The organism is Microbacterium forte, assembly GCF_031885415.1.
Lineage (GTDB): Bacteria > Actinomycetota > Actinomycetes > Actinomycetales > Microbacteriaceae > Microbacterium > Microbacterium forte.
Genome location: NZ_CP116871.1, coordinates 534,478 through 560,815 on the forward strand (window position 1 = coordinate 534,478; position 26,338 = coordinate 560,815).

Consider the following 26,338-nt stretch of genomic DNA (forward strand, 5'->3'; position numbering starts at 1 on the left):
CCGACGCGTCGTGACTTCCACGGTGCAGAGCACGGCTGCGCGGCACACCGATATCCTGCGCCGGGGGTGCGGGGCTACGCTGGAGGGATGACTTCAGCTCCCCGCACTCCGTCTGCCATCGACAAAGTCGCCGATGAGTGGGTCGACACCATCGCGGTGCTCGCCCCGACGCTCGGCACCTACATCGGCAGAGACGAGGTCAACGACCGTTTCGGCGATCTGAGCCCCGAGGGGCACGAGCAGATCGCATCTGCAACGCGATCGACGCTCGCGAAGCTGCAGGCACTCGACCCGGTCGACGCGATCGACGAAGTCACGAAGACCGATCTCTCGGCAGAGCTCAGCCTGGATCTCGAGCTGCACGACGCGAAGTGGCACCTGCGAGACCTCAACGTCATCGCTTCAGCGCCGCAGGACGTGCGGTCGGCCTTCGATCTGATGCCGACGGCCACAGCGGACGACTGGAGCGTCATCGCGACGCGTCTCGCCGCGGTGCCCGATGCGCTCCGCGGATACACCGAGACGCTCCGCGCGGGCATCGCCGCCGGGATCACCCCGGCTCGGCGCCAGGTGGTGGAGGTCGCGACGCAGATCGACCGCTACACGGCCGACGACGGGTTCTTCGCCGCGTTCGTGGCCGAAGCGACTCCTCAGGAGGGCAACCTCCCCGCATCCCTCGCTCGCACTCTGGCCGACAACTCCGCTGCGGCGCGAGTCGCGTACGACGAACTTCGCAGCTTCCTGGCCGAGGAGCTCGCTCCCGTCGCGACGGAGGTCGATGCCGTCGGACGAGAGCTCTATGCGCTGAACTCCCGTCGCTTCCTCGGTGCCACGATCGACCTCGATGAGACCTACGACTGGGGCCGCGAGGAACTGGCCCGCATGGTCGCCGAACAGACCGCGATCGCGAACGAGATCCTCCCCGGCGCCTCGGTCGAAGAGGCCGTCGCCCACCTCGAGGCCGATCCCGCTCGCAAGCTCGTCGGAACAGACGCTCTCCAGAAGTGGATGCAGGAGACGAGCGACCGCGCCGTCGCAGAGCTCGGCGCCACGCACTTCGACATCCCCGAGGCGATTCGCACTCTCGAATGCATGATCGCGCCGACGCAAGAGGGCGGCATCTACTACACCGGTCCGACCGACGACTTCTCGCGTCCGGGGCGCATGTGGTGGTCGGTTCCCGAGGGCGTCACCGAGTTCGACACATGGCGCGAACTGACGACGGTCTATCACGAGGGTGTCCCGGGGCATCACCTGCAGATCGCGCAGGCCGTCTACAACCGCACCGAGCTCAACTCCTGGCGGCGACTGCTTGCCGGCACCTCGGGCCATGCAGAGGGTTGGGCGTTGTACGCCGAGCGTCTGATGCAGCAACTCGGCTACCTCGACGATCCGGCCGACCGGTTGGGCATGCTCGACGGCCAGCGGATGCGCGCGGCCCGTGTCGTGCTCGACATCGGAGTGCACCTCGGCAAGCCGCGTCTCGATGGCGAGGGCACCTGGGACGCCGACTACGCACTCGACTTCATGCGCAAGAACGTGAACATGTCCGATCAGTTCGTGCAGTTCGAGGTCAACCGCTATCTCGGCTGGCCGGGCCAGGCGCCCTCCTACAAGGTCGGTCAGCGCATCTGGGAGCAGGTGCGAGACGCGTATCAGGCAGAGCGGGGCGCGGACTTCGATGTGAAGGACTTCCACAAGCGGGCCCTCGACATGGGCGGGGTCGGACTCGACACACTCCGAACCGCGCTTCTGTCGCGCTGAGGGAATGCGCCGACTGGATCCGCTGTTCATTCAGCTGAATAGAAAGGGCTGACATGAGCATCGAGTTCGGGCTGGACACCTTCGGCGACATCACGAGAGGCGACGACGGCGAGCTGCTCACCGGCGCGCAGACGATCCGCAACATCGTCGAGCAGGCGGAGCGCGCCGACAGCGTCGGTGTCGACTTCTTCGGCGTGGGGGAGCACCACCGCACGGAGTTCGCCGTGTCGGCACCGGAGATGGTGCTCGCCACCATCGCGGGTCGCACGAAGAGCATCCGTCTCGGAACCGCCGTCACCGTGCTGTCCTCGGATGACCCTGTTCGCGTGTTCGAACGCTTCTCCACCCTCGATGCCCTCTCGAACGGACGAGCCGAGGTCGTGCTCGGCCGGGGCTCTTTCATCGAGTCCTTCCCGCTCTTCGGCTACGATCTCCGCGACTACGACGCCCTCTTCGAGCAGAAGCTCGAACTCTTCGTCGAACTCCTCAAAGAGCAACCGGTGACCTGGTCGGGATCGATGCGCGCCTCGCTCGAGAACGCTAACGTCTTCCCGAAGACGGAGAACGGTCTGCGCACCTGGGTCGGGGTGGGCGGCAGCCCTGAGTCCGTCGTGAGGGTGGCACGTCACGGTCTCGGCCTCATGCTCGCGATCATCGGAGGCCCTGCCGGTCGCTTCCGTCAGTTCGTGGATCTCTACCACCGTTCGGTGGCATCCTTCGGCACGACCTCACACCCGATCGCCGTGCACTCGCCGGGCCACATCGCGGACACCGATGAGGAGGCATGGGAGGCCGCGTACTCCGGGTTCGAGGCGATGAACAACACCATCGGTCGCGAGCGCGGATGGCCTCCGTACAGCCGGGCACGCTTCCAGAACGACGTGGGACCTGCGGGAGCTCTGTATGTCGGCTCGCCGGAGCGAGTCGCGGCCAAGATCGCCGACACCGTCACGACGCTCGGACTCGGCCGCTTCGACATGAAGTACGCCACCGGCACGCTGTCTCACGACGCGATGATGCGCAGCATCGAGCTCTACGGCTCAGAGGTCATCCCTCGGGTGCGTCGGCTGCTCGCCGACCGCGACTGACGCACGTGCTCGGCGGCGCGCGCGTCACATCTACGATGTAGCCATGGCCAACACCGCGCTGCCGAGCCGGGCGTCGATCGCCGGACGTCTCGATGAGCTCCCGTTCACGCGCCGTCACCTGCGTCTTCTCACCGGCTCAGGGGTCGGCTGGGCTCTGGACGCGATGGACGTCGGACTCATCTCGTTCATCCTCGCGGCTCTCACCCAGCAGTGGGGTCTGACGAAGACGGATGCCGGATGGATCGCATCGGTCGGCTTCATCGGAATGGCGATCGGCGCGACCCTCGGCGGCCTCCTCGCCGACAGGCTCGGGCGGCGCCAGGTCTTCGCATTGACGCTGCTGATCTACGGCGTCGCCACGGGCGCGAGCGCACTCGTGAGCGGGCTCGCCGCGCTCCTCGTGCTGCGGTTCCTCGTCGGACTGGGTCTCGGCGCCGAGCTTCCCGTCGCTTCCACGTATGTGAGCGAGTTCGCGCCCGCTCGCATCCGTGGCCGGCTCATCGTCATCCTCGAGGCTTTCTGGGCGCTGGGGTGGACGGCGGCCGCCCTGATCGGGTTCTTCGTGATCCCCGCATCCGACGACGGCTGGCGCTGGGCCTTCGCACTCGGCGCGATCCCGGCCGTCTATGCCCTGATCGTCCGGTGGGGGCTCCCGGAGTCGCCGCGGTGGCTCGCCTCGCGCGGCCGCATCGCCGAGGCCGATCGGATCGTGGCGACCTTCGAGGCTGACGCGGGTGTCGAACCGGGCCCTGCGATCAGGAGAGAGCCGGCGTCGCGCGCGATCGCCGTCACCACCCGCGCGCGATTGACCACGCTGTGGAACGCGGAGTTCCGGGTTCGCACCATGTGCCTCTGGCTCGTCTGGCTCTGCGTGAACTTCGCGTACTACGGCGCGTTCATCTGGATCCCCAGCATCCTGGTCGATGCGGGATTCGATCTGGTACGGTCCTTCGGGTTCACGCTCATCATCACTCTCGCTCAGCTGCCGGGATATGCGGTCGCCGCGTGGCTGATAGAGGTGTGGGGCAGGCGCACGACGCTCTCAGTCTTCCTCGTCGGCTCGGCGGTGTCGGCTGTCTTCTTCGGGACATCGACGACCGAGACCGCCATCATCGCCTCGGGCATGGCCCTCTCGTTCTTCAACCTCGGCGCCTGGGGCGCGCTGTACGCCGTGACTCCCGAGATCTACCCGACCTCGTTGCGGGGCACAGGAGCGGGCTGGGCGGCGGGAGTGGGACGCATCGCGTCGATCGTCGCTCCGCTCGCCGTGCCCATCGTGCTCGTCGCGGGCGGGGCGCCGGTGCTGTTCGCGGTGTTCGGCGCGTGCTTCATCGTTGCGGCAGGAGCGGCCTGGGGCTTGGTCGATCGCGGGGGAATGGCGCTCGACGACCGGTGAACGCCTCAGTGTCCGTGCGCGGGAATAGGCTGTCGAGGTGACAGAAGTACGTTATGTGGCCATCGGAGATTCCTTCACCGAGGGAGTGGGTGATGATCTCCCCGACGGCCGTGAGCGAGGGTGGGCGGACCTCGTGGCTCAGGGATGGGCCGATGCCGCCGGTCACCCGATCAGCTACGCGAACCTCGCGATCCGCGGCAAGCTCGCCTGGCCGATCGTCGAGCAGCAGCTCGAACCCGCGCTCGCGCTGCGTCCGACGCATCTGTCGTTCAACGGCGGAGGAAACGACATGCTCCGACCGAGGACCGACCTCGAGCACATCGCCGACGCGTTCAGTCGGGTTCTGCGCCGGTGTGACGAAGAGGGCGTCACCCTGATCCTGCTCTCCGGGGCGAATCCGAGTGGTCAGCTTCCGATGGGGTCGCTCGTGCAACGGCGCGGCGACCTGCTCTCCGACGCGGTGCTGCGCCGGGTGGAGGGTCGCGACGACGTCGTGCGGGCACTCAACTGGCCAGACCGAGAACTCGCCGATGCGAAGTACTGGTCTGCGGACCGGCTCCACATGAACTCCGCCGGTCACCATCGTGTCGCCGCGCGAGTGCTCCACGGCCTGGGGTTCGAGCCGCCGTCGACGTGGTGGTCTCCGACCGCTCTCACCGCAGGTGGCCCGGCCGGTCTCGCCTACTACCGTGAGTTCGTCGGCCCCTGGGTCCGACGGCGCGTCACACGCACCTCTTCCGGAGACGGCCGCGCCGCGAAGTACCCGGACTGGGTCGAGAGGGTTCCGCACGCGTGACCGACATCGAGATGCGCCGCATCACAGGCGGCTCGGTCACTCTGCATGATGCGCGTCGCAAGGTCGAGCGCACCGTCGCGGTCGAGGACTTCGAGATCGGCGTGTTCCCGATCACCGAGGAGCAGCTCGCGGAGATCCTCCCCATCGCATCACGGCATCCGCGGCGTCCTGCAGTCGATGTGAGCTGGCTCCGGGCGATCCATTTCTGCAATGCCGCCTCCGAATGGGAGGGGCTCGATCCGGTCTATCGCTTCGACGGCGAAGACGTCAGCTGGGATGCGACAGGTGACGGGTATCGGCTGCCCACTGAGGCCGAATGGGAGTACGCCTGCAGGGCGGGCTCGGTCGGTCCTCATTACGCTCCGCTCGCCGACGCCGCCTGGACGAGCGCCGACGCGGTCTCCTCTCCTCAGGATGTCGGTGGCAAGCTGCCGAACCTGCACGGCCTCTTCGACACTCTCGGCAACGTCTGGGAGTGGTGCTGGGATCTTCTGGATCCGGCCCGCTACGACGACTATCGGGTGTTCCGAGGCGGCGGGTTCGCCGACGACTCCTGGAGCGTCCGGGCGTCGGTGCGCCGCGGGGGAGGACCCCGCATGCATCACGAGGACGTCGGCATGCGTGTCGCCCGAGGAGGCTTCAACTCATCGGATGACGCCCAGGGCTGGTCAGCGCGAGCAGATCGTGAGCGTGCAGCGGTCGACGGCCCCGTGCCCTTCGGATGGACACCGTTGAGGCGACCGGGGCGCTGACATCACCCTCGGTCGATCAGCTTCACCATGTAGTGGTCGGGGTCGGCCGACGGTGCGAAGCCGTACTGTGCGTACAGACCGCCGGCAGTGCTGGTGGCGAGCATGATGCGCTTGACGGTCGAGGATTCGCGGAGGTCCTCCAGCACCCCCTCGACCAGCATCCGCCCGATTCCGTGTCCTCGGGCCTTCTCGTCGACGAACACATCGCACAGCCACGCGAAGGTGACTCCATCGGTCACGACGCGGGCGTACCCGACCTGCCGGTCAGCGTCGTCGCGGATCGAGTAGTTGCGTGACGCGTCTATCGCGGCGTCCTGGGTCGCGCGGCTGCGGCCCTTCGCCCAGTACGACTCCTCGCTCAGCCAGCGGTGCACCAGGTCGCGATCGATCAGGGCGCGGTCGTTCGAGAAGGTGAAGCTCGTGGGCATGAGCCTCATCCTAGAAGCAGTCAGCGTCGCCTCTCGGGATCCAAGCCCATCCTGATGCGTGTGCGCTTGCGCTCGATCAGGATGAAGGTGACGCCGAGGATCCAGAGCGGGATGGGCATGAGGAACGCGACCCGGAATGCCTCAAGTGAGTAGGTCTCCGGCGTTCCCGCCCCTTGCAGGTCGAGAGCGAGCCCGATGAGGAAGATCGCGATCAGAGCAGCGATGAACCCGCCCGCATTCGTCACCCCGGTCGCGGTGCTCAGGCGGTGCGAGGGATTATGCGTGCGTGCGTGGTCGAAGGCGATCATGCTCGCCGGGCCTCCTGTCGCGAGAGCCACGGCGAGAAGGTAGAGCAGCCAGAGCGGAGCCGGCTCGGGCAGAGCGAGGACGGCCACCCATGCGACGACCTGCACACCGACGGCAGGCAGGACGAGTGCGAGCGAGCGCTGGTTGGGCAGACGACGAGAGAGGTCGCCGATGATGGGACCCAGCGCCATTCCGGCGACCACGTACACCGAGATGATCCCCGCGGCGTGCGCGGTGTCGAGTCCCTGAGCCGCGGTCAGGAACGGCATTCCCCACAGCAGGATGAAGGCGGTGCCGGCGAACGGCGTCGTGAAGTGCGACCAGAACGCGAGACGCGTGCCGGGGTGGGCCCAGGCCGCGCGGATGCCGACGCCCGTATCGATGGCCGAGGTGACGACGCGGATCACGCCCGTGTCGGTGTCGATCGTCACGTCAGCGCCGCGCTCGGCGGGGTGATTGCGGATGACGAGCGCGACGAGGATCGTGAACAGGACGCCGAGTCCCGCGATGCTGCCGAAGGTGACCGTCCACGTGGTCGCGTGCAGAAGAGCTGCGAGCGGTACGAGTGCGATCAACTGGCCCGCCTGACCGATGATGCCGGTGAACTGCACCATGATCGGTCCCCGCTGCGCCGGGAACCAGGTCGCCACCAATCGCAGCACGGCGGGGAAGATCGCCGCGTCGCCAGCGCCGAGAAGGATGCGGGCGAAGATCGCGATCCCGATGCCGGGGGAGAGGGCCATCGTGAGCTGGCCCGCTGCCATGAGCAGCATGCCGATCGTCATGATGGGGCGGGAGCCGAAGCGGTCGAGCAGGATTCCGACGGGGATCTGCATCCCGCCGTAGACGGCGAGCTGCACCACGGCGAACAGCGCGAGGGTCGACGCATCGGCCTGGAACCGATCAGCGGCCTCCACGCCGACGGCGCCGAGCGACGTGCGGTTGGTGATGGCGAGAACGTAGGCTGCGACACCCACGCCCCAGATGAGCCAGGCCCTCCAACCCGGGGTGGTCACGGGGGAGCGGGGAACCTGTTGCACTCCTCCCACGGTACTCCTCGTGGGAGAGTCTCCCGACGCGAGGACACTCGAGCAGGGGGTGCCGGATGTCCGACGCTCTCGCTACCGTGGCCGCATGACACCTGTACCCGTGCACCACTCCATCAACTACGTCGAGCTCGTCGTCAATGATCTCGAGACGGCGAAGCGGTTCTACCGAGACGCGTTCGGCTGGGTCTTCGTGGATTACGGTCCCGCCTACGCGGGTATCGCCTCGCTGACCGGAGACGGCACGGAGGTGGGCGGTCTGCTTCTCTCCGACCAGGGGCGTCCGCCCGGCGGGCCGCTCGTGCTGCTGTACTCCGACGATCTCGACGCCACACAGAAGTCGATCACCGACGCGGGCGGCGCAGTGGTCCAGGGGCCGTACGAGTTCCCCGGTGGACGGCGACTGCACTTCATCGACCCGAGTGGCAACGAGCTCGGGGTCTGGGCTGCGCGGTGACGCCAGAATGAGTGTGTGACGTCTCATCCTCATCCTCATCCTCCGTATGACGAACTCCGTCGGTCGCTCCGCGTCCGTGCGTCGACGTGGGATGACGCGGACACGACCGCGGTGAGTGAACTCGTCCGCACGTATCTGCTGCAGACCGAGGCGGAGAAGGTCGAGTATGCCGAGGCATCGCCTGCAGGGCTGGCAGCGTTGCCGCCGAGTTACGAGCGCGAGGTGTCCGATCCGGTCGCCGCCTACGCGGACTGCACCACTCTGCTCGCAATGACCGAGCAGGGGCCCGTCGGTGTGGTGATCGTACGGGTCGATGGGGGAGAGGCCGAGATCAAGAGACTCTGGGCAGATCCGAACCTCCGTGGACGTGGTCTCGGATCCGCGTTGCTGGATGCTGCACTGGCGCTGACAACAGGACGCGTCCGGCTGTCCGTCTGGGAGTGGCGGGCGCCGGCGATCAGGCTCTACGAATCGCGCGGTTTCGAACGCGCCGCGTCGTGGGACGACCGAGAGGGGCTCATCTGCATGGAGAGACCCGCAGAAACTTTGCCCTTGCGCTAACTGTTCCCGTGATCAATACTTATCTTCATGGCTAACGATCAGGACGAGAACGCGGTTTTCCTTGCTCTCGCGGATCCGACTCGCCGCGAGGTCGTTCGCACACTAGGTCGCGGCCCGGCGAGCGTGGGCGAGCTCGCGCAGCCCTTCGCGATGACGCTTCCGTCGTTCATGAAGCACATCCACGCGTTGGAGGACAGCGGACTCATCCGCACATCCAAGAGCGGTCGCGTGCGCACCTGCACACTCGATCGCGACCGCCTCGCGGTCGTGGGGCACTGGCTCGACGAGCAACGGCGAGTCTGGGAAGACCGCACTGACCGCCTTGACGCCCTGATGGCCGATCCGGAGGAGAACCGATGACCCGCACCGCACTCGACCCGCGACTCGACCTGACTCTCGAGACGGCGCTGCCTGCGACCCCCACCGCCGTCGATCCGACGCACGGGGGCTCTGAATGACTCACCAAGTCGACATCGTCGAGCATGATGCCCTGTCCGAATCGCAATCGGCGGCACTGAGAGAACTCTTCGATCGTGAGTACCGAGCGGAGCATGGAGAGTGGAACCCCGATCGCCCGTACGGGTATTCGCCCGCAGATGTGCACGCGATCGTGTTCCGTGGCACCATCGCTGTCGCGCACGTCGGGTTTCAACGGCGCCTCATACGCGTCGGCGCACGCGAGGTCGCGGTCGCCGGAACCGGGGGAGTCCTCGTCCATCCGGACTGCCGCTCCGACGGACTCGGTCGCCTCGTGATGTCGCACGCGCAGCAGGCGATGCGCGACGACGATCGTGTGAGTTTCGGCTACCTCGGGTGCCGAGAGGAGGTCGTGCCGTTCTACGAGCGCACCGGCTGGTCACGGGTGAACGCCGTAGAACGTCATGTCTCGATGATCGACTCGAACGAGACGGTGACATCTTCGGCGGGGCCGATACTCGTCTTCTCGGCCGGCTCGGGCGCTGACGCAGATCTATGGCCGGAGGGTGACATCGACCTGCGAGGCACTCCATGGTGACCGTAACGAGGCGGACACGTGTTCCACAGCCAGATGCAGTCCGCAGACAGCCGGCTCCGTTGCGGGGCGCGCTCGGAGGCGCCTTCACCGCTGCGGGCGCGGGTTTGGTCGTGACAGCTATGGGAGTGTGACTGGCTTCGACACCGCGGGTCCATAAGCGACGGGGAGGCCGATTCTGACGTGTTCTGACATAATGTGCATTATCGGCGTTACTACGTTGCCGCGATCGGAGCGGTCGATAGGCTCGTGACGTGAACGGAAGCAACGTCGAGATCGACTGGGAAGCGGCGCGAAACGCCAACCGACAGAACTGGGATGATCGCGTCCCGTTGCACGAAGCGGCATACGGTCTGGACGCGTACGACGAGCCGACTCACATCAGCGACGTCGTGAGCGACGACCTGCCGGTGCTCAACCGTTTCGTGCGCGGCGGAACGCTCGCGGAATTGGACGTGTGCCACCTCCAGTGCCACATCGGCACGGACACGATCTCCTTGGCGCGTGCCGGGGCGATCGTGACCGGCGTCGATTTCTCGGAGCCGGCGCTGCAAGCCGCAGAGGCACTCGCGAACCGCGTCGGGGTCTCGGCCACGTGGGTCCAGACCGACGTCCTCGATGCGAGCAACGTGGTGTCAGGCGACTTCGACATCGTCTACACGAGTATCGGGACGATCTGCTGGCTCGAGGATCTCGACCGATGGGCGGCCCAGATCGTCGCTCTGCTGCGTCCGGGTGGGACGTTCTTCATCCGCGACGGCCATCCTGCGCTGCTGGCTCTCGACGAGGGCGCCCAAGAACTCACGACCCGCTACCCGTACTTCGGCGACGGCCGTGCGCAGCAATGGGACGACGAGTCGACCTACGCCGGAGACGGCAAGGTCGCTCACCCGCGCACCTACGAGTGGCCGCACCCCCTCTCCGAGATCCTCGGATCGCTGTTGAGAGCCGGTCTCCGCCTCCTGCACTTCGATGAGGGACGAACACTCCCCTGGCAGTTCAGCCCGCGGATGGTCGAGGTGTCCGGCGGCTACGCGTGGCCAGAGGCGGAACGGAACCTCATCCCCTGCACCTTCACCATCGTCGCGCGCCGGGACTGAGGCAGGCCCCTCCCCTACGCGCCGACGTACTCCGCCAGGTGCTCCCCCGTGACCGTCGACTTGGCCGCGACGAGATCCGCCGGGCTTCCCTCGAAGACGACCCGACCTCCGTCATGGCCCGCGCCCGGTCCGATGTCGATGATCCAGTCGGCGTGAGCCATCACCGCCTGGTGGTGCTCGATCACGATGACGGTCTTGCCGGATTCGACGAGTCGATCAAGAAGGCCGAGGATGTTCTGGACGTCCGCGAGGTGCAGGCCCGTGGTCGGTTCGTCGAGCACGTACGTGTCGCCCTTCTCCCCCATCTGGATGGCCAGCTTGATGCGCTGACGCTCGCCGCCCGACAGCGTCGACAACGGCTGCCCGAGGGAGAGATACCCGAGGCCGACGTCTTCGAGGCGACCGAGGATCGTGGCGGCGGCGGGCAGCTTCGCTTCCCCTTCGGAGAAGAACACCCTCGCCTCGGCGACAGGCAGGTCCAGCACCTCGGTGATGTCCTTGCCTGCCAGCTTGTACTCGAGGACGGCAGCCTGGAACCGCTTGCCGCCGCAGTCCTCGCACGGCGTCTCGATCGTGTCCATGAACCCTAGCTCGGTGATGATCACACCGGCGCCCTTGCATGTCGGGCACGCTCCTTCGGAATTCGCGCTGAACAGCGCGGGCTTGACGCCGTTGGCTTTCGCGAACGCCTTGCGAATGGGCTCGAGCATGCCGGTGTACGTGGCGGGGTTGCTCCGTCGTGATCCCTTGATCGCACCCTGGTCGATCGCGACGACGCCCTCGAGCTTCGACACCGATCCGTGGATCAGCGAGCTCTTGCCCGAACCGGCGACCCCAGTGACCACAGTGAGAATGCCGGTGGGGATGTCGACGTCGACGTCCTGCAGGTTGTTGGCGTTGGCACCGCGGATCTCGATCGCACCGGTGCTGCTGCGCACCGATTCCTTGAGCACTGCTCGATCGTCGAGATGATCACCCGTGCGCGTGCCACTGGCCTTCAAGCCTTCTACGGTTCCCTCGAAGCAGATCTCGCCTCCCGCGCTTCCCGCGCCGGGACCGAGGTCGACCACATGATCACCGATCACGATGGTCTCGGGCTTGTGCTCCACGACCAGCACCGTGTTGCCCTTGTCTCGCAGGCGCAGAAGCAGCGTGTTCATGCGCTGGATGTCGTGCGGATGAAGGCCGATGGTCGGCTCGTCGAACACATAGGTGACGTCGGTGAGAGACGACCCCAGATGGCGCAGCATCTTGATGCGCTGCGCCTCTCCGCCGGACAACGTACCGGAGGGCCGTTCGAGGCTCAGGTACCCCAGGCCGAGCGTGACGAATGCGTCGAGGTTGGCACGCAGCGCCTCGAGCAGCGGAGCTGCGCCAGGGAGCTCCAGACCGCGCACCCATTCGGCCAGATCCGTGACCTGCATGCGGCACGCATCCGCGATGCTGATGCCGTCGATCTTCGACGACCGAGCCCCCTCGGTGAGACGGGTGCCGTCGCACTCCGGGCAAGTCGCGAACGTCGCCACGCGCTCGACGAAGGCGCGGATGTGCGGCTGCAGGGCGTCGAGATCCTTCGACAGCATCGACTTCGTGATCTTGGGGATGAGTCCTTCGTAGGTCATGTTGATTCCCGAGATCTTGACCTTCGTGACTTCGCCGTAGAGGAACAGGTGGCGCTGCTTCTCGGTGAACTCGGCGACCGGCTTGTCGGCCGGGTAGAACCCCGACGCGGAGAAGCCCTTCACCATCCAGCCGTCCGCGGTGTACCCCGGGACCATGATGGCCCCCTCGTCGAGGGACTTCGACTCGTCGACGATCTGAGTGAGGTCGAGGTCGGACACCGCTCCCCTGCCCTCGCACCGAGGGCACATGCCACCAAGGTAGATCGCGTCCTTGACGATCTTCTTCTCGCCCCCCGGCCCTGTCATCACCCCGCTGGCCCTCTGGGTGGGGATGTTGAAGGAGAAGGCTGTGGGGCCCCCGATGTAGGGCTGGCCCAGTTTGCTGAAGAGGATCCGCAGCATCGCGTTCGCATCGGTGACCGTGCCGACCGTTGACCGCGGATTCGCCCCGAGTCGCTCCTGATCGACGATGATCGAGGTCGTGAGTCCCTCGAGCACATCGACGTCGGGGCGAGGCACCGACGGCATGAATCCCTGCACGAACGCGCTGTAGGTCTCATCGATCATGCGCCGCGACTCGGCGGCGATCGTGTCGAAGACCAGTGAGCTCTTGCCCGACCCCGAGACACCGGTGAACACCGTGAGACGACGCTTGGGGATGTCGACGCTCACTTCTTTCAGATTGTTCTCGCGCGCACCCTGCACGCGGATGATGTCGTGGCCGTCAGCGGGGTGCGTCGTCATGAGGATCCTCGAGTAGCGACCGGGGTCAGCCGGCCTGGTTGATTCGGAGAAGGTTGCCCGCAGGGTCGCGGAACGCGCAGTCGCGCACGCCGTACGGCTGGTCCATGGGCTCCTGGACCACGTCCGCGCCGCTCTCGACGAGACGCTCGAACACGGCGTCGAGATCGTCGCTCGCAAGCGTCAGCGCGCCGTAGCTGCCCTTGGCGATGAGTTCGAGGATCGTCTGTCGCTCGGCGTCGGTGATCCCGGGGTCTGTGGCCGGCGGGTGCAGCACGATCGACGTCTCCGGTTGTCCTTGCGGGCCGACCGTGAGCCATCGGAGACCGTCGTAGCCGACGTCGTTGCGCACCTCGAACCCGAGGGCGTCCCGATAGAAGCCGAGGGCCGCATCGGCGTCGGTGTGCGGAAGGAATGCGTAGTGGATGCTGATTCTCATGGGATTCACGTTAGGTGCGCGCCCGTGCGCGGCGCTTCTTGATTCCTGATCGGTCTGATCACGTGCTTCGCCTGGAAGGTGGGGATGCCGTCGACATCCGCTGCGCGCTCACGATACACGCGGGGTGAGACACCGACGAGCTCGGTGAATCGTGTGCTGAAGGTGCCGAGCGATGAGCACCCCACTTCGAAGCACACCTCGGTGACGCTGAGGTCGCCGCGGCGCAGCAATGCCATGGCCCGCTCGATCCGCCGCGTCATCAGATAGGAGTACGGCGATTCGCCGTAGGTCTCCTTGAACTGCCTGCTCAGATGCCCCGCCGACATGTGCGCGCCGCGCGCCAGAGCCTCGACATCGAGAGGCGTCGCGTACTCGCGATCGATGCGATCCCGCACTCTGCGCATCACGACGAGCTCGCGGAGCCGCGCATCGTCGTCCGGGGTCACCCCCCGATTTTCGCATGACCTCGCGTAACAGCGTGTGAACGTCCGCGACATATCGATATCGACCTCCCCCCATCCCGCCCCGGACAGCGCTACTCTGTGACCATCCCTCACAGGATTTTCTCAGAAAGGGGTCCCCCACCATGTCTGATCCACTCGCAACCGAAGCGAAGTCACTGTTCAAGTCCATTCGCGTGGTGCTGGCGGTCTCGGGCGCCATCGCCCTCATCGCCGGCATCGTCCTGCTCGTCTGGCCGCTCAAGTCCGCCGTGATCGTCACAGGCATCTTCGCCACCTACCTCGTGATCGCAGGTCTCGTCTACATCGGCCTGGGCATCTTCTCCAAGGTCAAGGGCGGATGGGCTCGAGTCGGCCACATCGTGCTGGGCCTCGTCTACATCGTCGCCGGCGTGATCGCGTTCGCGAACCTCGGAGTCGCCGCGGCGACCCTCGCGCTCGTCGTCGTCATCTTCATCGGCATCAGCTGGATCGTCGACGGAGTGGTGGCGCTGTCCCTCCTCGGACAGGACGGCTCGCGGGTCTGGACGCTGCTCTACGCACTGCTCAGCATCATCGCCGGTATCGTCGTGCTCTTCTCCCCGCTGTACGCGGCGGCGGTGCTCTGGCTGGTGCTCGGCATCTCGCTCGTCGTTCTCGGAATCGTGCAGATCGTCCGCGCGATCACCCTCGGTAAGGACGCGAAGGACTTCGTGGCCTCGGCGAAGGCCGACTCCGCGATCTGACTCGCCTCCAAACGCAGAGAGCCCCGTCCATCCGGACGGGGCTCTCTCTGTTGGTCTCAGAGACTCACTCGGCCTCGAAGGCGCTGACGTCGCCGACCAACCGGGTGTTGTCGGCAGGAACGGCGTCGACTGCCGCACGTGCGATCTCCGCTGCGAACTCCGACACGTTGTAGAGCTTGCCTGCGGACTCGCGGCGCTCGGCGATCGCGCCGGGGTTGGCGCGCTCGAGAAGCGTCGCCGTGATGGTGCCCTCGATCATGTCGCCGGAGACGACGGTGAACCCGATGCCCTTCTCGGCGAGACCGGGGATGCGCTCGCGGAGCGCATCCTCACCTGCACGCTTCGACAGCGCGACCGGCTCGTACTCCGGCATCGTCGGCGTGGTGCGGATGAAGTGGGCCTGGTGGCTCGTCACGAAGACGACCCGCGACCCATCGCCGAGCAGAGGGGCAGCGGCGTCGAGGACGTTCAGCTGCGCGTCGCGGTTGAGCGTCAGCGCGTAGTCCTCAGCCATCCCGGATTCCATGCCCCCTGATGCGTTCAGCACGAGCACATCGAGGCGACCGAACTCGGCCTTCACCGCATCGAACATCTCGCCGACCGACGAGGGGTCGGTGAGGTCGGCGCCGACGACGAGCACGCGTCGCCCCAGCTCGCGCAGCTGAGCGGCGAGCTTCTCGGCGCGCGGCGCCTTGTTGCGGAAGTTGATGACCACGTCCGCCCCCGCCTCGGCGAGGTAGCGCACGGTGTCTGCCCCGATTCCTCGAGACGAGCCGGTGACGAGGGCGACCTTGCCCTCTAGAGAACCTGCGGGAAGAACGTCGGTCACGGTGACTCCTCTGATGCGTGAATCGCCGTGATGACACGGCGCTTTCAGACTATCAAGCCGGCCCCTTCGAACCGGGAACCGGCTCGTGCCGCGTGATAGGTTGACCGCAAAGGAGGCCGCATGGACAACTTCGCGACATTCGTACAGTTCATCGACCAATGGGCATGGATCGGGTGGCTGATCCTGATCGCCATCTTCCTCGTGATCGAGATGCTCACTCTCGACTTCACCTTCCTGATGCTGAGCTTCGGCAGCGCAGTCGGCCTCGTCACCGATTTCCTCGGCATCCCGGTGTGGGTCCAGGTGCTGATCGCCGCGGCGGCGGCCGCACTGTTCATCCTCTTCCTGCGTCCGCCGCTGATCAAGCGTCTGCATCGCGGCGAAGACCCGACCAAGTCCAACGTCGAGGCCCTGCTGAATCTGCGAGGCACGGCCCTGCAGGACATCACCCAGATCTCCGGACAGGTGAAGCTGAGCAACGGCGACACCTGGACCGCCCGCACCGCAGGGGCCGTGCCGATCCCCCAGGGCTCACCGATCGCAGTGATCGCGATCAACGGCGCGACCGCGACCGTCCGTCCCGTCAACGACTAGGAGAACCTCTTGGACGATGCATCGTTCATCCCCGCCGCGATCGGGTGGATACTCGTCATCGCGATCATCATCTTCGTGGTGGTCACGCTGGCTCGCTCCATCCGCATCATCCCGCAGGCCACAGCCGGCGTGGTCGAGCGCCTGGGCCGCTATCACAAGACGTTGATGCCCGGACTCAACATCCTGGTGCCCTTCATCGATCGCCTCCGGCCCCTCATCGACATGCGCGAACAGGTGGTCTCGTTCCCGCCGCAGCCTGTGATCACCGAGGACAACCTCGTGGTCTCGATCGACACCGTCGTCTACTTCCAGGTGACCGACGCTCGCGCCGCGACATACGAGATCGCGAACTACCTCGGTGCGGTCGAGCAGCTCACGACGACGACCCTCCGAAACGTGGTCGGTGGCCTCAACCTCGAAGAGGCTCTGACGAGCCGCGACAACATCAACGGCCAGCTCCGCGTCGTTCTCGACGAGGCGACCGGCAAATGGGGCATCCGCGTCGGGCGAGTGGAGCTGAAGGCGATCGACCCGCCCATCTCCATCCAGGATTCGATGGAGAAGCAGATGCGCGCCGAGCGTGACCGCCGTGCGGCCATCCTCACGGCCGAGGGAACCAAGCAGTCCGCGATCCTCGAGGCGGAGGGCGCACGGCAGGCGGAGATTCTCCGCGCAGAGGGTGACAAGCAGGCGGCTGTGCTGCGCGCCCAGGGTGAGGCCGAGGCGATCCAGAATGTCTTCACCGCCATCCACCAGGGTGAGCCGGATGACAAGCTGCTGGCCTACCAGTACCTGCAGATGCTGCCGAAGATCAGCGAGGGACAGTCGAACAAGCTCTGGATCATCCCGAGCGAGCTGACCGAGGCGCTCAAGGGCATCGGCACCGCGTTCACGCCGAAGCCCGGACAGCCTCCGACGAACCACCCGGGCGCGTGACGCACCCCTACTTCGAGAAGGCAGCCCACCCCCGAGTCCTCGCTCACCGCGGTCTGATCACCACGGCGGGCGAGGACTCCGGCGTCTGGGAGAACTCGGCAGCGGCCTTCGCCGCGGCTCACGCCGCCGGCGCCGAGTACATCGAGACGGACTGCCGGATGACGGCCGACGGTGACGTCGTTCTCTTCCACGATGCGACGCTGCAGCGCCTTGCCGGCGACCCCCGACCCGTGCGGGATGTACGCACCCGTGAGCTCGCCGCGATCTTCGCCGATCACGGCGGTCTCCTCACCGTCGCCGAGGCCCTGTCGGCATTCCCGACGACGCGCTTCAACATCGATGTGAAGACCACCGAGGCCGCCGAGCCCCTCGGCCCGATTCTCGAAGATCACACGCACCGTGTGCTCGTCACCAGCTTCTCGGATTCCGACCGTCGCGCCACGATCGCATCGGTGCTCCGTGCCGGTGCCGCTCTCAGACCGGCCACATCGGGTGGCAGTCGCACCATCGCCGCAGTTCGCGCCCTCTCGGCTGTCCGCGTCTCCCCCGGCCGCGCGCTGCGCGACATCGACGTCCTCCAGATCCCCGAGCGTCACCGCGGTGTGAAGGTTCTCACTCCCCCTCTGATCAGCGCCGCGCACCGACGCGGCGTCGAGGTTCACGTGTGGACGGTGAACGACGCCGACTCCATGCGACGGCTGGTCGATGCAGGTGTCGACGGGATCGTCACGGACCGCGCGGACCTCGCGCTGGCGACGATCGGCCGCTGATCGCGCCACGCCGCCTCTACGCTGTGGCGCTGGGATTCCGCTGTGAATCGCGCCGAGATTCCGCCCGCGTGGATGAAGCGCACAGGCTGGAGCGTTATACCTGACAGCGACGAGAGGACCACACAATGGCAGATCGCAGCCTACGCGGCATCCGACTCGGCGCCCAGAGCCTACAGAGCGAAGAGGGCGTCGTTTTCATGGAGCGCCGTGAAACCACCTACATCTGTGACACCTGCGGCCATGTCACGAACCTGATGTTCTCGGCGGACGCAGAACCGCCCCAGACCTGGGAATGCCGTGCCTGCGGAGCGGACGCCCGCCTGAACGTCGACGGCCAGGCCGTCACGCTCGACGCGACCGACGAGAAGGCAGCCCGGACGCACTGGGACATGCTTCTCGAGCGTCGTACACGCGCAGAACTCGAAGAACTGCTCGAAGAGCGACTCGCCTTCATCCGCGCGCGCCGCGGTGCAGGTGAAGACCCGACCCGCGAGAAGATCGGCGCCTAGCGCCGACGGGCGCGCAACCGCCCGAAGGCCAGCGCGCCCAGCCCGCCCCACAGCAGCAGCATCTGGATCCAGGGGCCGGTGACGACACCGGCTGTCAGGCCGGAGCGAAGCTCGACATCCTCGAGCAGCGCTCCGGCCTTTCCTGCGTCGAGGCTCGATACGGTGGACCCATCCGGGCGGATGATCTGGCTCGTGCCCACCGTCGAGATGTTCACGACGCTGCGGCCGGTCTCGATCGCCCGCATCCTCGCGAATGCCAGCTGCTGCAGATTCTCGTTGGTGCCTCGGAAGTCGGCGTTGTTGGTCTGGAAGACGAGAACCTCGGCTCCTTCGGCCATTCCCTCGCTGATCACGTCGTCGTAGATGACGTCGAAGCAGATCGCCAATCCGACCCTCACGCCGTCGACATCGATGACCGGCGGGTTCGTTCCCGGGGTGTATTCGCGTTGGATGAGTCCGATCAGATCGGGCGCGAGTGCATTGAAGAAGGCACGGTCGGGCACGTACTCGCCGAAGGGAACCGGGTGCCGCTTGTCGTGCAGCTGCCCGTCCCCGCCGTCTTCCGTCCACAGCAGTGAGGTGTTGTAGAACAGGCCCTCTCGCTCCGTCGCGGCGTTGGCAAGCAGCGGCGCGCCGATTCGCGAGGTGATCGCGCTCATCCTCCGCGCCAATGAATCCGACTGGAACGGGTCGAAGTCGAGCGATCCCTCGGGCCAGACCAGCAGATCGACGTCTTCGCCGTAGAGCGGTTCGGTCGCGTCCGTCTGCGCGTCGATGAGCGAGTAGGGCTGGCGCTCGTCGAAATACCCGCTCGGCCCGTTCCCCTGCACCGCGGCGATGCGCATCGACCCGGTGACGGTCGTGGGGAACAGGGGCGTGATGAGCAGGGCCACCGTCACGATGACCGGTGCGATCAGCGCGGTCGGGCGTCGCCAGGCACGTTCGCGAATCACCTGGATGAGGAGGGCGACGAGGAACACCATCAGGAAGCTGAGACCGCTGACGCCGATCCACGAGGTGACCGGGGCCAGCGGGCTCTCGGCCTGGCTCATGCCCAGACGGGCCCACGGGAAGCCTCCGTACGGCCAGGAGCCGACGAACACCTCGCGCCCGACCCACAGCGCGGCCACGACGGCCGGAAGAAGCAGGAGGCGCGCCCAGGCGCCAGGGAAGGCTGTGGGGATCCATCGATAGGCGAGCGTGATCAGGATCAGCGCCACCGCCGTGAGGACGCCTTCGAGGACGCTCAGTGCGGCCCAGGGCAGCGGGCCGAGGTAGCGCGAGGTGAACGACACGAGCAGTCCGAAGAAGATCACCCCGTAGACCAGCCCCACCGCGAGCGCGCCTCCGACCCGACGGCCGATGAGCGCGACGAGCAGCAACGCGGTGGCCGGGAACGCCAGTGCCCACACCGCGGCATCCGGGTAGGAGAGATTCATCAGGAGCGCAGCCAGGGCCGCAACGGGAAGGGCGAGCGAAAGCGGCAGAAGAGGGCGCTGTCGCGCTGGGGAATCAGGCATCGGTCCCGTTCTCACATCGAGGAGTAGGCGACGATGCCGCGGCGCACGCCGTCGAGAGCGACGCGGGCATTGCGCGCCAGGGCGCCGTCCTCCGCGACGATCGAGAGCTGGTCGAGCAGGTCGATCGTCTGCTTGGCCCACCGGACGAAGTCGCCCGCGGCCATGTCGGCGTCGATCAGGACGCGATCGAGCATCCCGCCCCGGGCCCACGAGTGCATTGCGCCCGCGAGACCGGCAGCCAAGGGCTCGGACCCCGGAAGATGGTGATCCTTCTCGAGGTCGTCGAGCTCGGCCCAGAGAGTCGTGGTCTTCTCGTAGGCTGCGCGGAAAGCCCCTCTCGGCAGATCGCGCTCGCCCGCGTTCGCCTCGTCGCGTCGCGGCTCGTAGACGAGGCAGCAGGCCATGGCGGCGAGCGACGGAGCGTCCAGGCCGCTCCAGAGACCCTGCCGCAGGGATTCTGCGACCAGGAGATCACGCTCTCCGTAGATGCGACGCATCGTCCGACCGGCCTCGGTGAGAGTGGTCTCGTCGTTCTCGTCTCGGTGGAGGTAGTCGAGCGTCTCAAGCACCTCGACGACACGATCGAAGACGCGAGCCACCGTTCCGGTCCTCGTCTCGATCTGACGACGGATGCGGTCGTTCTGCCTCTTGAGCTTCCAGTACCGCTCCGCCCAACGGGCGTGGGCCTCGCGATCGGGGCAGCGGTGGCAGCCGTGCCGCTGCATCCGGGTGCGCAGGCTCTGGATCTGCTTCATGCGCTTGTCGCGCGATGCCCGCGGAGCGCTCGAGTCCTGACGGTTCTTCTTCTCGAGGTCGCTGAGCTCTCGGCGGATCGAGGCATAGTCCAAGAAGTCGCCGTGGTCGCAGACCATCGCCGCCTTGTAGCCGTCGAGGGATTCCTCGGCCTCACGCACCTGCCTGGCGAGTCCGACCACCGCGCGATCGGCCTGGAACTGAGCGAAGGACGATTCGAGCACCTCGCGCGCCCGCTGTTTGCCGAACAGGTCGATCAGGTTGACCGCCATGTTGTACGTCGGACGGAAACTGGAGTTGAGCGGGTAGGTGCGACGTGAGGCGAGTGCGGCGACCGCCTGCGGATCCATCCCCTCGGTCCACTGCACCACGGCGTGGCCTTCGACGTCGATGCCCCGTCGCCCGGCTCGTCCGGTGAGCTGGGTGTACTCCCCCGAGGTGATCGCCACCCGGGCCTCACCGTTGAACTTCTCCATCTTCTCGAGCACCACGGTGCGTGCGGGCATGTTGATGCCGAGCGCCAGGGTCTCGGTCGCGAACACGACCTTCACGAGCTTGCGCTTGTAGAGCTCCTCGACGACCTCTTTGAAGGCGGGCAGGAGCCCGGCGTGGTGGGCGGCCACGCCGCGTTCGAGGTTCTCCAGCCAATCCCAGTATCCGAGAACACCGAGATCCTCATCCTGCAGGGTCCGCGTCCTGTCTTCGACGATCGCGCGGATCTCGGCCCGCTCCTCGGTCGAGGTCAGACGGACACCCGATCTGCGGACCTGCTGCACCGCAGCGTCGCAGCCTACCCTGCTGAAGATGAAGAAGATCGCCGGCAGCAGGTTGGCCGCCTCGAGCAGCCGCACCACGTCGGGGCGGTCCATGCGCTCGATCCGCTGCACGTTCGCCGAGCGGACCGCACGGCGTCCTCCGCGTGGCGGACGCTGCGCCTGCCGTCCCGCATGACGATTGCTGCGGTAGGACTGCGCCTCACGGTTGTTGTCGTAGTTCGAACCGGTGGACGAGCGGATTCGCATCAGCTCCTGATTCACCAGAGCCGTCGCGATGCCCGCGCGGTCGTCGAAGAGCGGGAGCAGATCATCACGCACCAGCACGTGCTGCTCGAGCGGCACCGGTCGGATCTCCGAGACGATCACCTCGGTGTTTCCGCGCACCGTGTCGAGCCAATCGCCGAACTCCTCGGCGTTCGACACCGTGGCGCTCAGCGACACCAGCCGCACCTGCTGCGGGAGGTGGATGATCACCTCTTCCCACACCGCCCCGCGGAATCGGTCGGCGAGGTAGTGCACCTCATCCATCACCACATACCGAAGGTCGCGCAGCGCTGCGGAATCGGCGTAGATCATGTTGCGCAGCACTTCGGTCGTCATGACGACGATCCGAGCGTTGCCGTTGATGTTGGTGTCACCCGTGAGCAGACCCACGTCATCGGCGCCGTAGACGTCGACCAGCTCGCGGAACTTCTGATTGGAGAGGGCCTTCATCGGCGTCGTGTAGAACGCCTTGTCGCGCGGCGTCTGCATCGCGAGATGGATCGCGAACTCTCCGACGATGGTCTTTCCCGCCCCGGTGGGAGCGGCGACCAGCACGCTGCTCCCGTCTTCGAGCGCGTGGCACCCTTCGATCTGGAACGGGTCGAGCTCGAACTTCTGATTCGCGGCGAAGGCGACCGTCGCCGGGTGCCCTGCGGCTTCGCGAGCCGCGGCGTATCGCTCTGCCGGCGAGCTCATGCGCTCACGGGTTCGATGCCCGCGGCCGCATCAGCCTTGCGCTTGCGCCGATCGAAGAGCATCGAGATCAATGTGGCCGCGAAGTACAGCACGATCATGGACCCCATCAGCAGCAGCATCGAGAAGACATCGGCGGGCGGTGTGGTGACGGCCGCGAAGATCGTGCACACGAGTATGGCGACGCGCCATCCCTTGAGGATCTCCTTGCCCGAGACGACCCCCGCGAGGTTGAGCGCGACGAGGAAGACCGGGAGCACGAAGGCGATGCCGAGCACAAGCAGGAACTTGAAGACGAAGTCGTAATAGGTCGCGTAGTCGAAGAACTGCGCCATTCCCGTCGGCACGAAGCCCGCCATGATCTCGATCACGTGCGGGAGGACGAAGAATGCGACAGTGCATCCGCCGAAGAACAGCGGGATGGCAGCTCCCAGAAATCCCCAGGTGTACTGGGTCTCCTTCTTCGTGAGTCCAGGCATCACGAACGCCCAGACCTGCCAGAGCCAGACCGGGGCTGAGATCAGCAGACCGATCGCGAACGCGATGCGCATCCGGAGATCGAACCCGCTCGTGACGGTCGTGAAGTTGAGGCCGACGTACTCGCGACCTTCTTCTTCGGCGATCGCAGCGATCGGAATCGACAGGAGATCGATGACCGGTCCGGTGATGATGAACGCGATGATCATGCCGACCACGAGAGCGCCGGCCGCGATGAACAGTCGCCGACGCAGCTCGATCAGATGCGCGCCGAGAGACATCCGCCTGTCGCGGCCCGGCGTCCCCGGATCGGCGGATTCGAGAGCGGACACGAACTATGCGGATCGAGGAGGCTGACCCGGATCCGTGTCGCGAGCCGTCACCGTGGTGTCCGCGGTGGTGGCCGCGGGAGTCGGGGATGCCGGATCCGCGGCGTCAGTCGCGTCCTCGTTCTTCATCGCCTTCATCTCGCCCTTGAAAACCCGGGCGGACTGCCCGAGGCTCTTCGCGAGTGCCGGCAGCTTCGCCGCACCGAAGAGCAGCAGGATGACGGCGAGGATGATCAGCAGATGTGGCCAACCGAAAGCGCCCATGATTCTCCTTCGTCGTTTAGTAGCAGTCTAACCGGCGTTGTCGCCGTCTGGTCGGCGATACAGCGCGAGTCCTGCGGCGGCCCACTCGCGTGCAGCCGTGCGGGCGACGCCGGGATCCACGACTTCGAGGGCTCCGCCGAACTTCGCCGCCAGTCGTTTCACACCCCGAGGGTCGGCCAGGTGCAGCCGCACGGTTACGATCCCGTCACTGACGTCGGCGTTGTCCGCGGTGAGGAAGTCACCGAGCAGAGGCGCCATCCGCTCGGGCACACGCACTCTGACCTCGCCCTCGTCCTCGACGGCGGTGAACGCCTCCGGGACGTGGTCACCGGCGTGTGTGATCGGAATGTCCGTCAGACGCGCATCGCTCACCCGATCGAGGTGGAACGTCCGCATCGCCTGTCGCATGTGGCACCACCCCTGCAGATACCACTGTGCGTTCGTGATCAGCACCTGCACAGGATCCACGGTTCGCGTGGTGGGTGCGGCATCGGGCGCCTGGTACGTGAACGACACGGCGACACCGTTCTGCACACCGCGCGACACGACCTGGCGCACCTCGTCGACAGCGCTCGGCGCGACGACGACCTCTGCCGGGGCGTCTGCCGCACCGCGCGACAGCTTCGAGATGAGACCGCTGACGAGTCCGGAGTCGGAGACCGCCGGCACGGCGGCGACCATCTGCAGACCGGCGAGCAGCGCTGCGGCCTCGCGGGCGGTGAAGCGCGGAACCCGCCGTAGGGCGACATCGTTGGTGATCTCGATGACGTCCTCTTCGTCGAGGAGGTCCCAGTTGATGTCGAACATCTCCTGCGGCTGCTGCCAGAAGCCGGAATCACCGGGCAGGCCGATGACGGTCAGCTTCTCGACCATCTGTCGCATCTCCGCCGGAGTCACCCCGAACTCCGCAGCCGCCTCAGCGAGCGAGACCTGGCCGTGCTCGAGAAGGTAAGGCACGAGCGTCAGGTAGACGCGGACGCGGTCGGCGGCGAGCAGCGGCTTCGCCTGAGCGCTCATCGTGACTCCCCTGCGTCCGAGTTGGTCGCGACGACCGCGCTCAGGCGATCGACGACTGCGGTGCGCAGCGCGACGGGCTCGACCACCCGCACCTCGGGGCCGTACGAGGCGAGTTCGTCGGCGAAGATATGCAGGTCGACGAACGGCACGAGGATTCCCTGGGTCGCCGCAGGCGTCGCACGGCGGCCCAGACGCAGCGAGGCCTCGGTGCCAGGGGTGACCTCGAGCAGCGCCGAGTTCTGAGAGGCGACGCGCTCGAGACCACTCAGTGCACGCTCCCCCGCTCCCTCGCGCAGGGCGGAGTCGAAGGCCCTCGTCGTGATCCTCACGTCCCCGACGATCCTGCTGAGCAGGAACATGCGGTCCTCCTCGATGTCCACGTCGACGCCGAAGACATGCCATCTCGCCTCGTAGTCGACGAGAGCCAGCGGACGGATGCTGCGGCGGCGCGGCGCGTGCTCCCCCGGCTTGAGGTAGTCGAAGACGACGACGCGGCTCTTCTCGATCGCGTCCTGCAGCTGCGGGAACGCCGCATCGCGAGCGGTGATCCGTGGCGCGAAGCCGATGATCGGCTCGTCGCCGTCGATCCCGAGTGCCCGGATCTTGCGCACGCCGGCCTTGGCGTCGCCCGATGCGGATTCGGCACTCCAGACGCTGCCGGCCAATTGCAGCACAGCGAGCTCAGCAGCGGTGAATTCGATGTCGCTGGGCAGGTCGTATTCCGCCTGCGGAATGCGATAGCGGGCTTCGCGGAGGTCATTGGGATCAGCCTGGTCGCCGATCGTCTCGACGGGGACGCCGAGAGTACGCAGCTCGTCCTTGTCGCGCTCGAACATCTTCTCGAGCGCATCCGAGCGCACGCCCGCATCGGCACGCTGACGGTAGCCCGACACGTTGTCGAGGATCTGCTGCTTGGTGAGCCCGATCTCCGTGGCCATGAGCGCCACGACGAGGTTCGTCAGACGCTCTTCCGCGGGAATACGGGCGGCCATCACTGCTCCGGAACGGGAACGATGCCGAGGATGTCGACCACGATGGCGGTCGCCGGGTTTCCGTCGGCTTCGGGCACGACGACGAGCAGCTGCGACCCGACGGTCGCGCCGACGAGCTCCTCCGCTGCCGGACCGATGTTGGGCTCCGCGCCCCAGCTGCTCGATGTGACGGTCTTGTCATCCCAGCCCAGGGCCATGATGTTGGTCACGATCGTCGAGTCCTTCTCGACCTTCGCACCGTCGCCCTTGATGAGCGTCTGAGTCACAGCCTCCGTCGGAGCATCGCTGTCGGGGATGATCACGCCAGGGGTCCCGTCAGGAGCGCGCACCACGGTCGGCAGGCCACGGGCGTCGTTGAACTGGGATGCGCCTTCGGCGTGGGCCAGGTAGACATCCTGCAGGTCGACGATCGCGACGACGTTCTCGTCCTTCGCGAGTCCGAATGCCTCGGCATTGGCTTCACCGAAGTCCTCGGGGGTCAGCACGGCGACGATCCGGCTTCCGCCGGTGGCGCACTCGAGCACCGTCTCGAGTCCGGCGGACCGCTCGGCCCAGTACGAGATGCTGTGCACGCGGCTCGGGTCGCCGTTGAATTCGGACTCGTACAGCTTCTCGCCGCTCTCTCCGCCATAGAAGGCGATGTCGAGCACCATGGGCTGAGAAGTCGAGGTGAGGGTGTTCCCCTCGCCGGTGACGATGTCGGCGAACGAGGTCTCGTCCGCCTTCACGGGGCTGTAGACCGTGACGTCGGGCGCCTCACCCAGATCGCCCTCCACGGACACCGAATCCTTGATGGATGGAGTAGACGCGGCCGCACGATCGCAGACGTCACCGGCGAACGACGGCGCCGAAGCGCATCCGGTCAGAGTGAGGACGGCGAGGCTGAGGGTGGCCAGAACGGCGGACGTTTTACGCACGCGC

At 66.5% G+C, this 26,338-nt stretch carries 28 protein-coding genes; 15 read left to right on the plus strand and 13 right to left on the minus strand.

Going from position 1 to position 26,338, the window contains the following annotated elements:
• The first annotated feature begins 87 nt into the window (after window positions 1–87).
• From OB895_RS02700 to OB895_RS02720, 5 genes are read left to right on the plus strand one after another with little or no spacing between them, the layout of a single operon-like run.
• Complete coding sequence (locus OB895_RS02700; protein ID WP_079112794.1) at window positions 88–1,764, plus strand: DUF885 domain-containing protein; 1,677 nt, start codon at window positions 88–90, stop codon at window positions 1,762–1,764.
• Window positions 1,765–1,817: 53 nt separating this feature from the next.
• Complete coding sequence (locus OB895_RS02705) at window positions 1,818–2,852, plus strand: LLM class flavin-dependent oxidoreductase (protein WP_042536656.1); 1,035 nt, start codon at window positions 1,818–1,820, stop codon at window positions 2,850–2,852.
• Window positions 2,853–2,895: 43 nt separating this feature from the next.
• On the plus strand, window positions 2,896–4,248 hold the full coding sequence (locus tag OB895_RS02710) for an MFS transporter (RefSeq protein WP_042536657.1): 1,353 nt from the start codon (window positions 2,896–2,898) through the stop codon (window positions 4,246–4,248).
• Window positions 4,249–4,285: 37 nt separating this feature from the next.
• Window positions 4,286–5,044 (plus strand): SGNH/GDSL hydrolase family protein, encoded by a 759-nt coding sequence (locus tag OB895_RS02715; RefSeq protein WP_042536658.1) that lies wholly within the window; start codon window positions 4,286–4,288, stop codon window positions 5,042–5,044.
• 11 nt (window positions 5,045–5,055) lie between these two features.
• Entirely contained in the window at window positions 5,056–5,796 is a 741-nt protein-coding gene (locus OB895_RS02720) for a formylglycine-generating enzyme family protein (protein ID WP_376708835.1), read from the plus strand.
• A gap of 2 nt (window positions 5,797–5,798) precedes the next feature.
• On the opposite strand, the gene OB895_RS02725 is transcribed toward OB895_RS02720, so the two are convergent.
• Both OB895_RS02725 and OB895_RS02730 read right to left on the minus strand, forming a co-directional pair.
• On the minus strand, window positions 5,799–6,224 hold the full coding sequence (locus OB895_RS02725) for a GNAT family N-acetyltransferase (RefSeq protein WP_079112791.1): 426 nt from the start codon (window positions 6,222–6,224) through the stop codon (window positions 5,799–5,801).
• 20 nt (window positions 6,225–6,244) lie between these two features.
• Entirely contained in the window at window positions 6,245–7,570 is a 1,326-nt protein-coding gene (locus tag OB895_RS02730; protein WP_079112790.1) for an MFS transporter, read from the minus strand.
• A 94-nt stretch (window positions 7,571–7,664) separates the two neighbouring features.
• Here OB895_RS02730 and OB895_RS02735 point away from each other — a divergent pair, with 94 nt between their 5' ends.
• From OB895_RS02735 to OB895_RS02755, 5 genes are all read left to right on the plus strand, one after another.
• A complete protein-coding gene (locus OB895_RS02735; RefSeq protein ID WP_042536660.1) occupies window positions 7,665–8,033 on the plus strand; it encodes a VOC family protein in 369 nt (122 codons plus the stop codon).
• 111 nt (window positions 8,034–8,144) lie between these two features.
• A complete protein-coding gene (locus OB895_RS02740; RefSeq protein WP_079113977.1) occupies window positions 8,145–8,594 on the plus strand; it encodes a GNAT family N-acetyltransferase in 450 nt (149 codons plus the stop codon).
• Between the two features lie 27 nt (window positions 8,595–8,621).
• Entirely contained in the window at window positions 8,622–8,954 is a 333-nt protein-coding gene (locus OB895_RS02745; RefSeq protein ID WP_079112789.1) for an ArsR/SmtB family transcription factor, read from the plus strand.
• Between the two features lie 94 nt (window positions 8,955–9,048).
• Window positions 9,049–9,609, plus strand: coding sequence for a GNAT family N-acetyltransferase (locus OB895_RS02750; RefSeq protein WP_042536662.1), 561 nt, complete (start codon window positions 9,049–9,051; stop codon window positions 9,607–9,609).
• Between the two features lie 251 nt (window positions 9,610–9,860).
• A complete protein-coding gene (locus tag OB895_RS02755; RefSeq protein WP_079112788.1) occupies window positions 9,861–10,706 on the plus strand; it encodes a class I SAM-dependent methyltransferase in 846 nt (281 codons plus the stop codon).
• Window positions 10,707–10,720: 14 nt separating this feature from the next.
• On the opposite strand, the gene OB895_RS02760 is transcribed toward OB895_RS02755, so the two are convergent.
• From OB895_RS02760 to OB895_RS02770, 3 genes are read right to left on the minus strand one after another with little or no spacing between them, the layout of a single operon-like run.
• The gene (locus tag OB895_RS02760) at window positions 10,721–13,072 is read right to left on the minus strand and encodes an ATP-binding cassette domain-containing protein (protein WP_042536665.1); all 2,352 of its coding nucleotides are present in this window, start codon (window positions 13,070–13,072) and stop codon (window positions 10,721–10,723) included.
• A 25-nt stretch (window positions 13,073–13,097) separates the two neighbouring features.
• Window positions 13,098–13,508, minus strand: coding sequence for a VOC family protein (locus OB895_RS02765; RefSeq protein ID WP_079113976.1), 411 nt, complete (start codon window positions 13,506–13,508; stop codon window positions 13,098–13,100).
• Window positions 13,509–13,513: 5 nt separating this feature from the next.
• Window positions 13,514–13,912 (minus strand): helix-turn-helix transcriptional regulator, encoded by a 399-nt coding sequence (locus OB895_RS02770; protein ID WP_228385702.1) that lies wholly within the window; start codon window positions 13,910–13,912, stop codon window positions 13,514–13,516.
• Between the two features lie 182 nt (window positions 13,913–14,094).
• Here OB895_RS02770 and OB895_RS02775 point away from each other — a divergent pair, with 182 nt between their 5' ends.
• Window positions 14,095–14,694, plus strand: a complete 600-nt coding sequence (locus tag OB895_RS02775) for an HdeD family acid-resistance protein (protein ID WP_042536667.1) — start codon at window positions 14,095–14,097, stop codon at window positions 14,692–14,694.
• 64 nt (window positions 14,695–14,758) lie between these two features.
• Here the strand turns inward: OB895_RS02775 and OB895_RS02780 are convergent, their stop codons facing one another.
• Window positions 14,759–15,523, minus strand: coding sequence for an SDR family oxidoreductase (locus tag OB895_RS02780; protein ID WP_042536668.1), 765 nt, complete (start codon window positions 15,521–15,523; stop codon window positions 14,759–14,761).
• Window positions 15,524–15,643: 120 nt separating this feature from the next.
• On the opposite strand from OB895_RS02780, the gene OB895_RS02785 reads away from it, so the two are divergent.
• The 4 genes from OB895_RS02785 (at window position 15,644) to OB895_RS02800 (ending at window position 18,332) form a co-directional block, all read left to right on the plus strand.
• The gene (locus OB895_RS02785; RefSeq protein WP_056376841.1) at window positions 15,644–16,117 is read left to right on the plus strand and encodes an NfeD family protein; all 474 of its coding nucleotides are present in this window, start codon (window positions 15,644–15,646) and stop codon (window positions 16,115–16,117) included.
• Window positions 16,118–16,126: 9 nt separating this feature from the next.
• Window positions 16,127–17,053 carry an SPFH domain-containing protein gene (locus OB895_RS02790; RefSeq protein ID WP_042536670.1) on the plus strand — a complete coding sequence of 309 codons (927 nt, stop codon included), beginning with the start codon at window positions 16,127–16,129 and terminating at the stop codon, window positions 17,051–17,053.
• A complete protein-coding gene (locus OB895_RS02795) occupies window positions 17,050–17,823 on the plus strand; it encodes a glycerophosphodiester phosphodiesterase family protein (RefSeq protein WP_042536671.1) in 774 nt (257 codons plus the stop codon). The genes OB895_RS02790 and OB895_RS02795 overlap by 4 nt, the downstream gene beginning before the upstream one ends.
• 125 nt (window positions 17,824–17,948) lie before the next feature.
• Complete coding sequence (locus OB895_RS02800; protein WP_042536672.1) at window positions 17,949–18,332, plus strand: RNA polymerase-binding protein RbpA; 384 nt, start codon at window positions 17,949–17,951, stop codon at window positions 18,330–18,332.
• On the opposite strand, the gene lnt is transcribed toward OB895_RS02800, so the two are convergent.
• Genes lnt through OB895_RS02835 form a run of 7 tightly spaced genes read right to left on the minus strand, consistent with a single transcriptional unit; the run spans window position 18,329 to window position 26,334 of the window.
• Complete coding sequence (lnt, locus tag OB895_RS02805) at window positions 18,329–19,852, minus strand: apolipoprotein N-acyltransferase (protein ID WP_079112787.1); 1,524 nt, start codon at window positions 19,850–19,852, stop codon at window positions 18,329–18,331. The two genes, OB895_RS02800 and lnt, sit on opposite strands and share 4 nt — an antisense overlap.
• Before the next feature lie 11 nt (window positions 19,853–19,863).
• Entirely contained in the window at window positions 19,864–22,341 is a 2,478-nt protein-coding gene (locus OB895_RS02810) for a DEAD/DEAH box helicase (RefSeq protein ID WP_042536674.1), read from the minus strand.
• Window positions 22,338–23,096, minus strand: a complete 759-nt coding sequence (gene tatC, locus OB895_RS02815; protein ID WP_042536675.1) for a twin-arginine translocase subunit TatC — start codon at window positions 23,094–23,096, stop codon at window positions 22,338–22,340. The genes OB895_RS02810 and tatC overlap by 4 nt, the downstream gene beginning before the upstream one ends.
• Before the next feature lie 54 nt (window positions 23,097–23,150).
• Window positions 23,151–23,408, minus strand: coding sequence for a Sec-independent protein translocase subunit TatA (gene tatA / locus OB895_RS02820; RefSeq protein WP_042536676.1), 258 nt, complete (start codon window positions 23,406–23,408; stop codon window positions 23,151–23,153).
• A 27-nt stretch (window positions 23,409–23,435) separates the two neighbouring features.
• The gene (locus OB895_RS02825; protein ID WP_079112786.1) at window positions 23,436–24,425 is read right to left on the minus strand and encodes a helix-turn-helix transcriptional regulator; all 990 of its coding nucleotides are present in this window, start codon (window positions 24,423–24,425) and stop codon (window positions 23,436–23,438) included.
• Window positions 24,422–25,417, minus strand: a complete 996-nt coding sequence (locus OB895_RS02830; RefSeq protein WP_042536678.1) for a helix-turn-helix transcriptional regulator — start codon at window positions 25,415–25,417, stop codon at window positions 24,422–24,424. Before OB895_RS02830 ends, OB895_RS02825 begins: the two co-directional genes overlap by 4 nt.
• Window positions 25,417–26,334: a hypothetical protein gene (locus OB895_RS02835; protein WP_079112785.1), complete on the minus strand. Its 918-nt coding sequence runs from the start codon at window positions 26,332–26,334 to the stop codon at window positions 25,417–25,419. The genes OB895_RS02830 and OB895_RS02835 overlap by 1 nt, the downstream gene beginning before the upstream one ends.
• Window positions 26,335–26,338 lie beyond the last annotated feature (4 nt).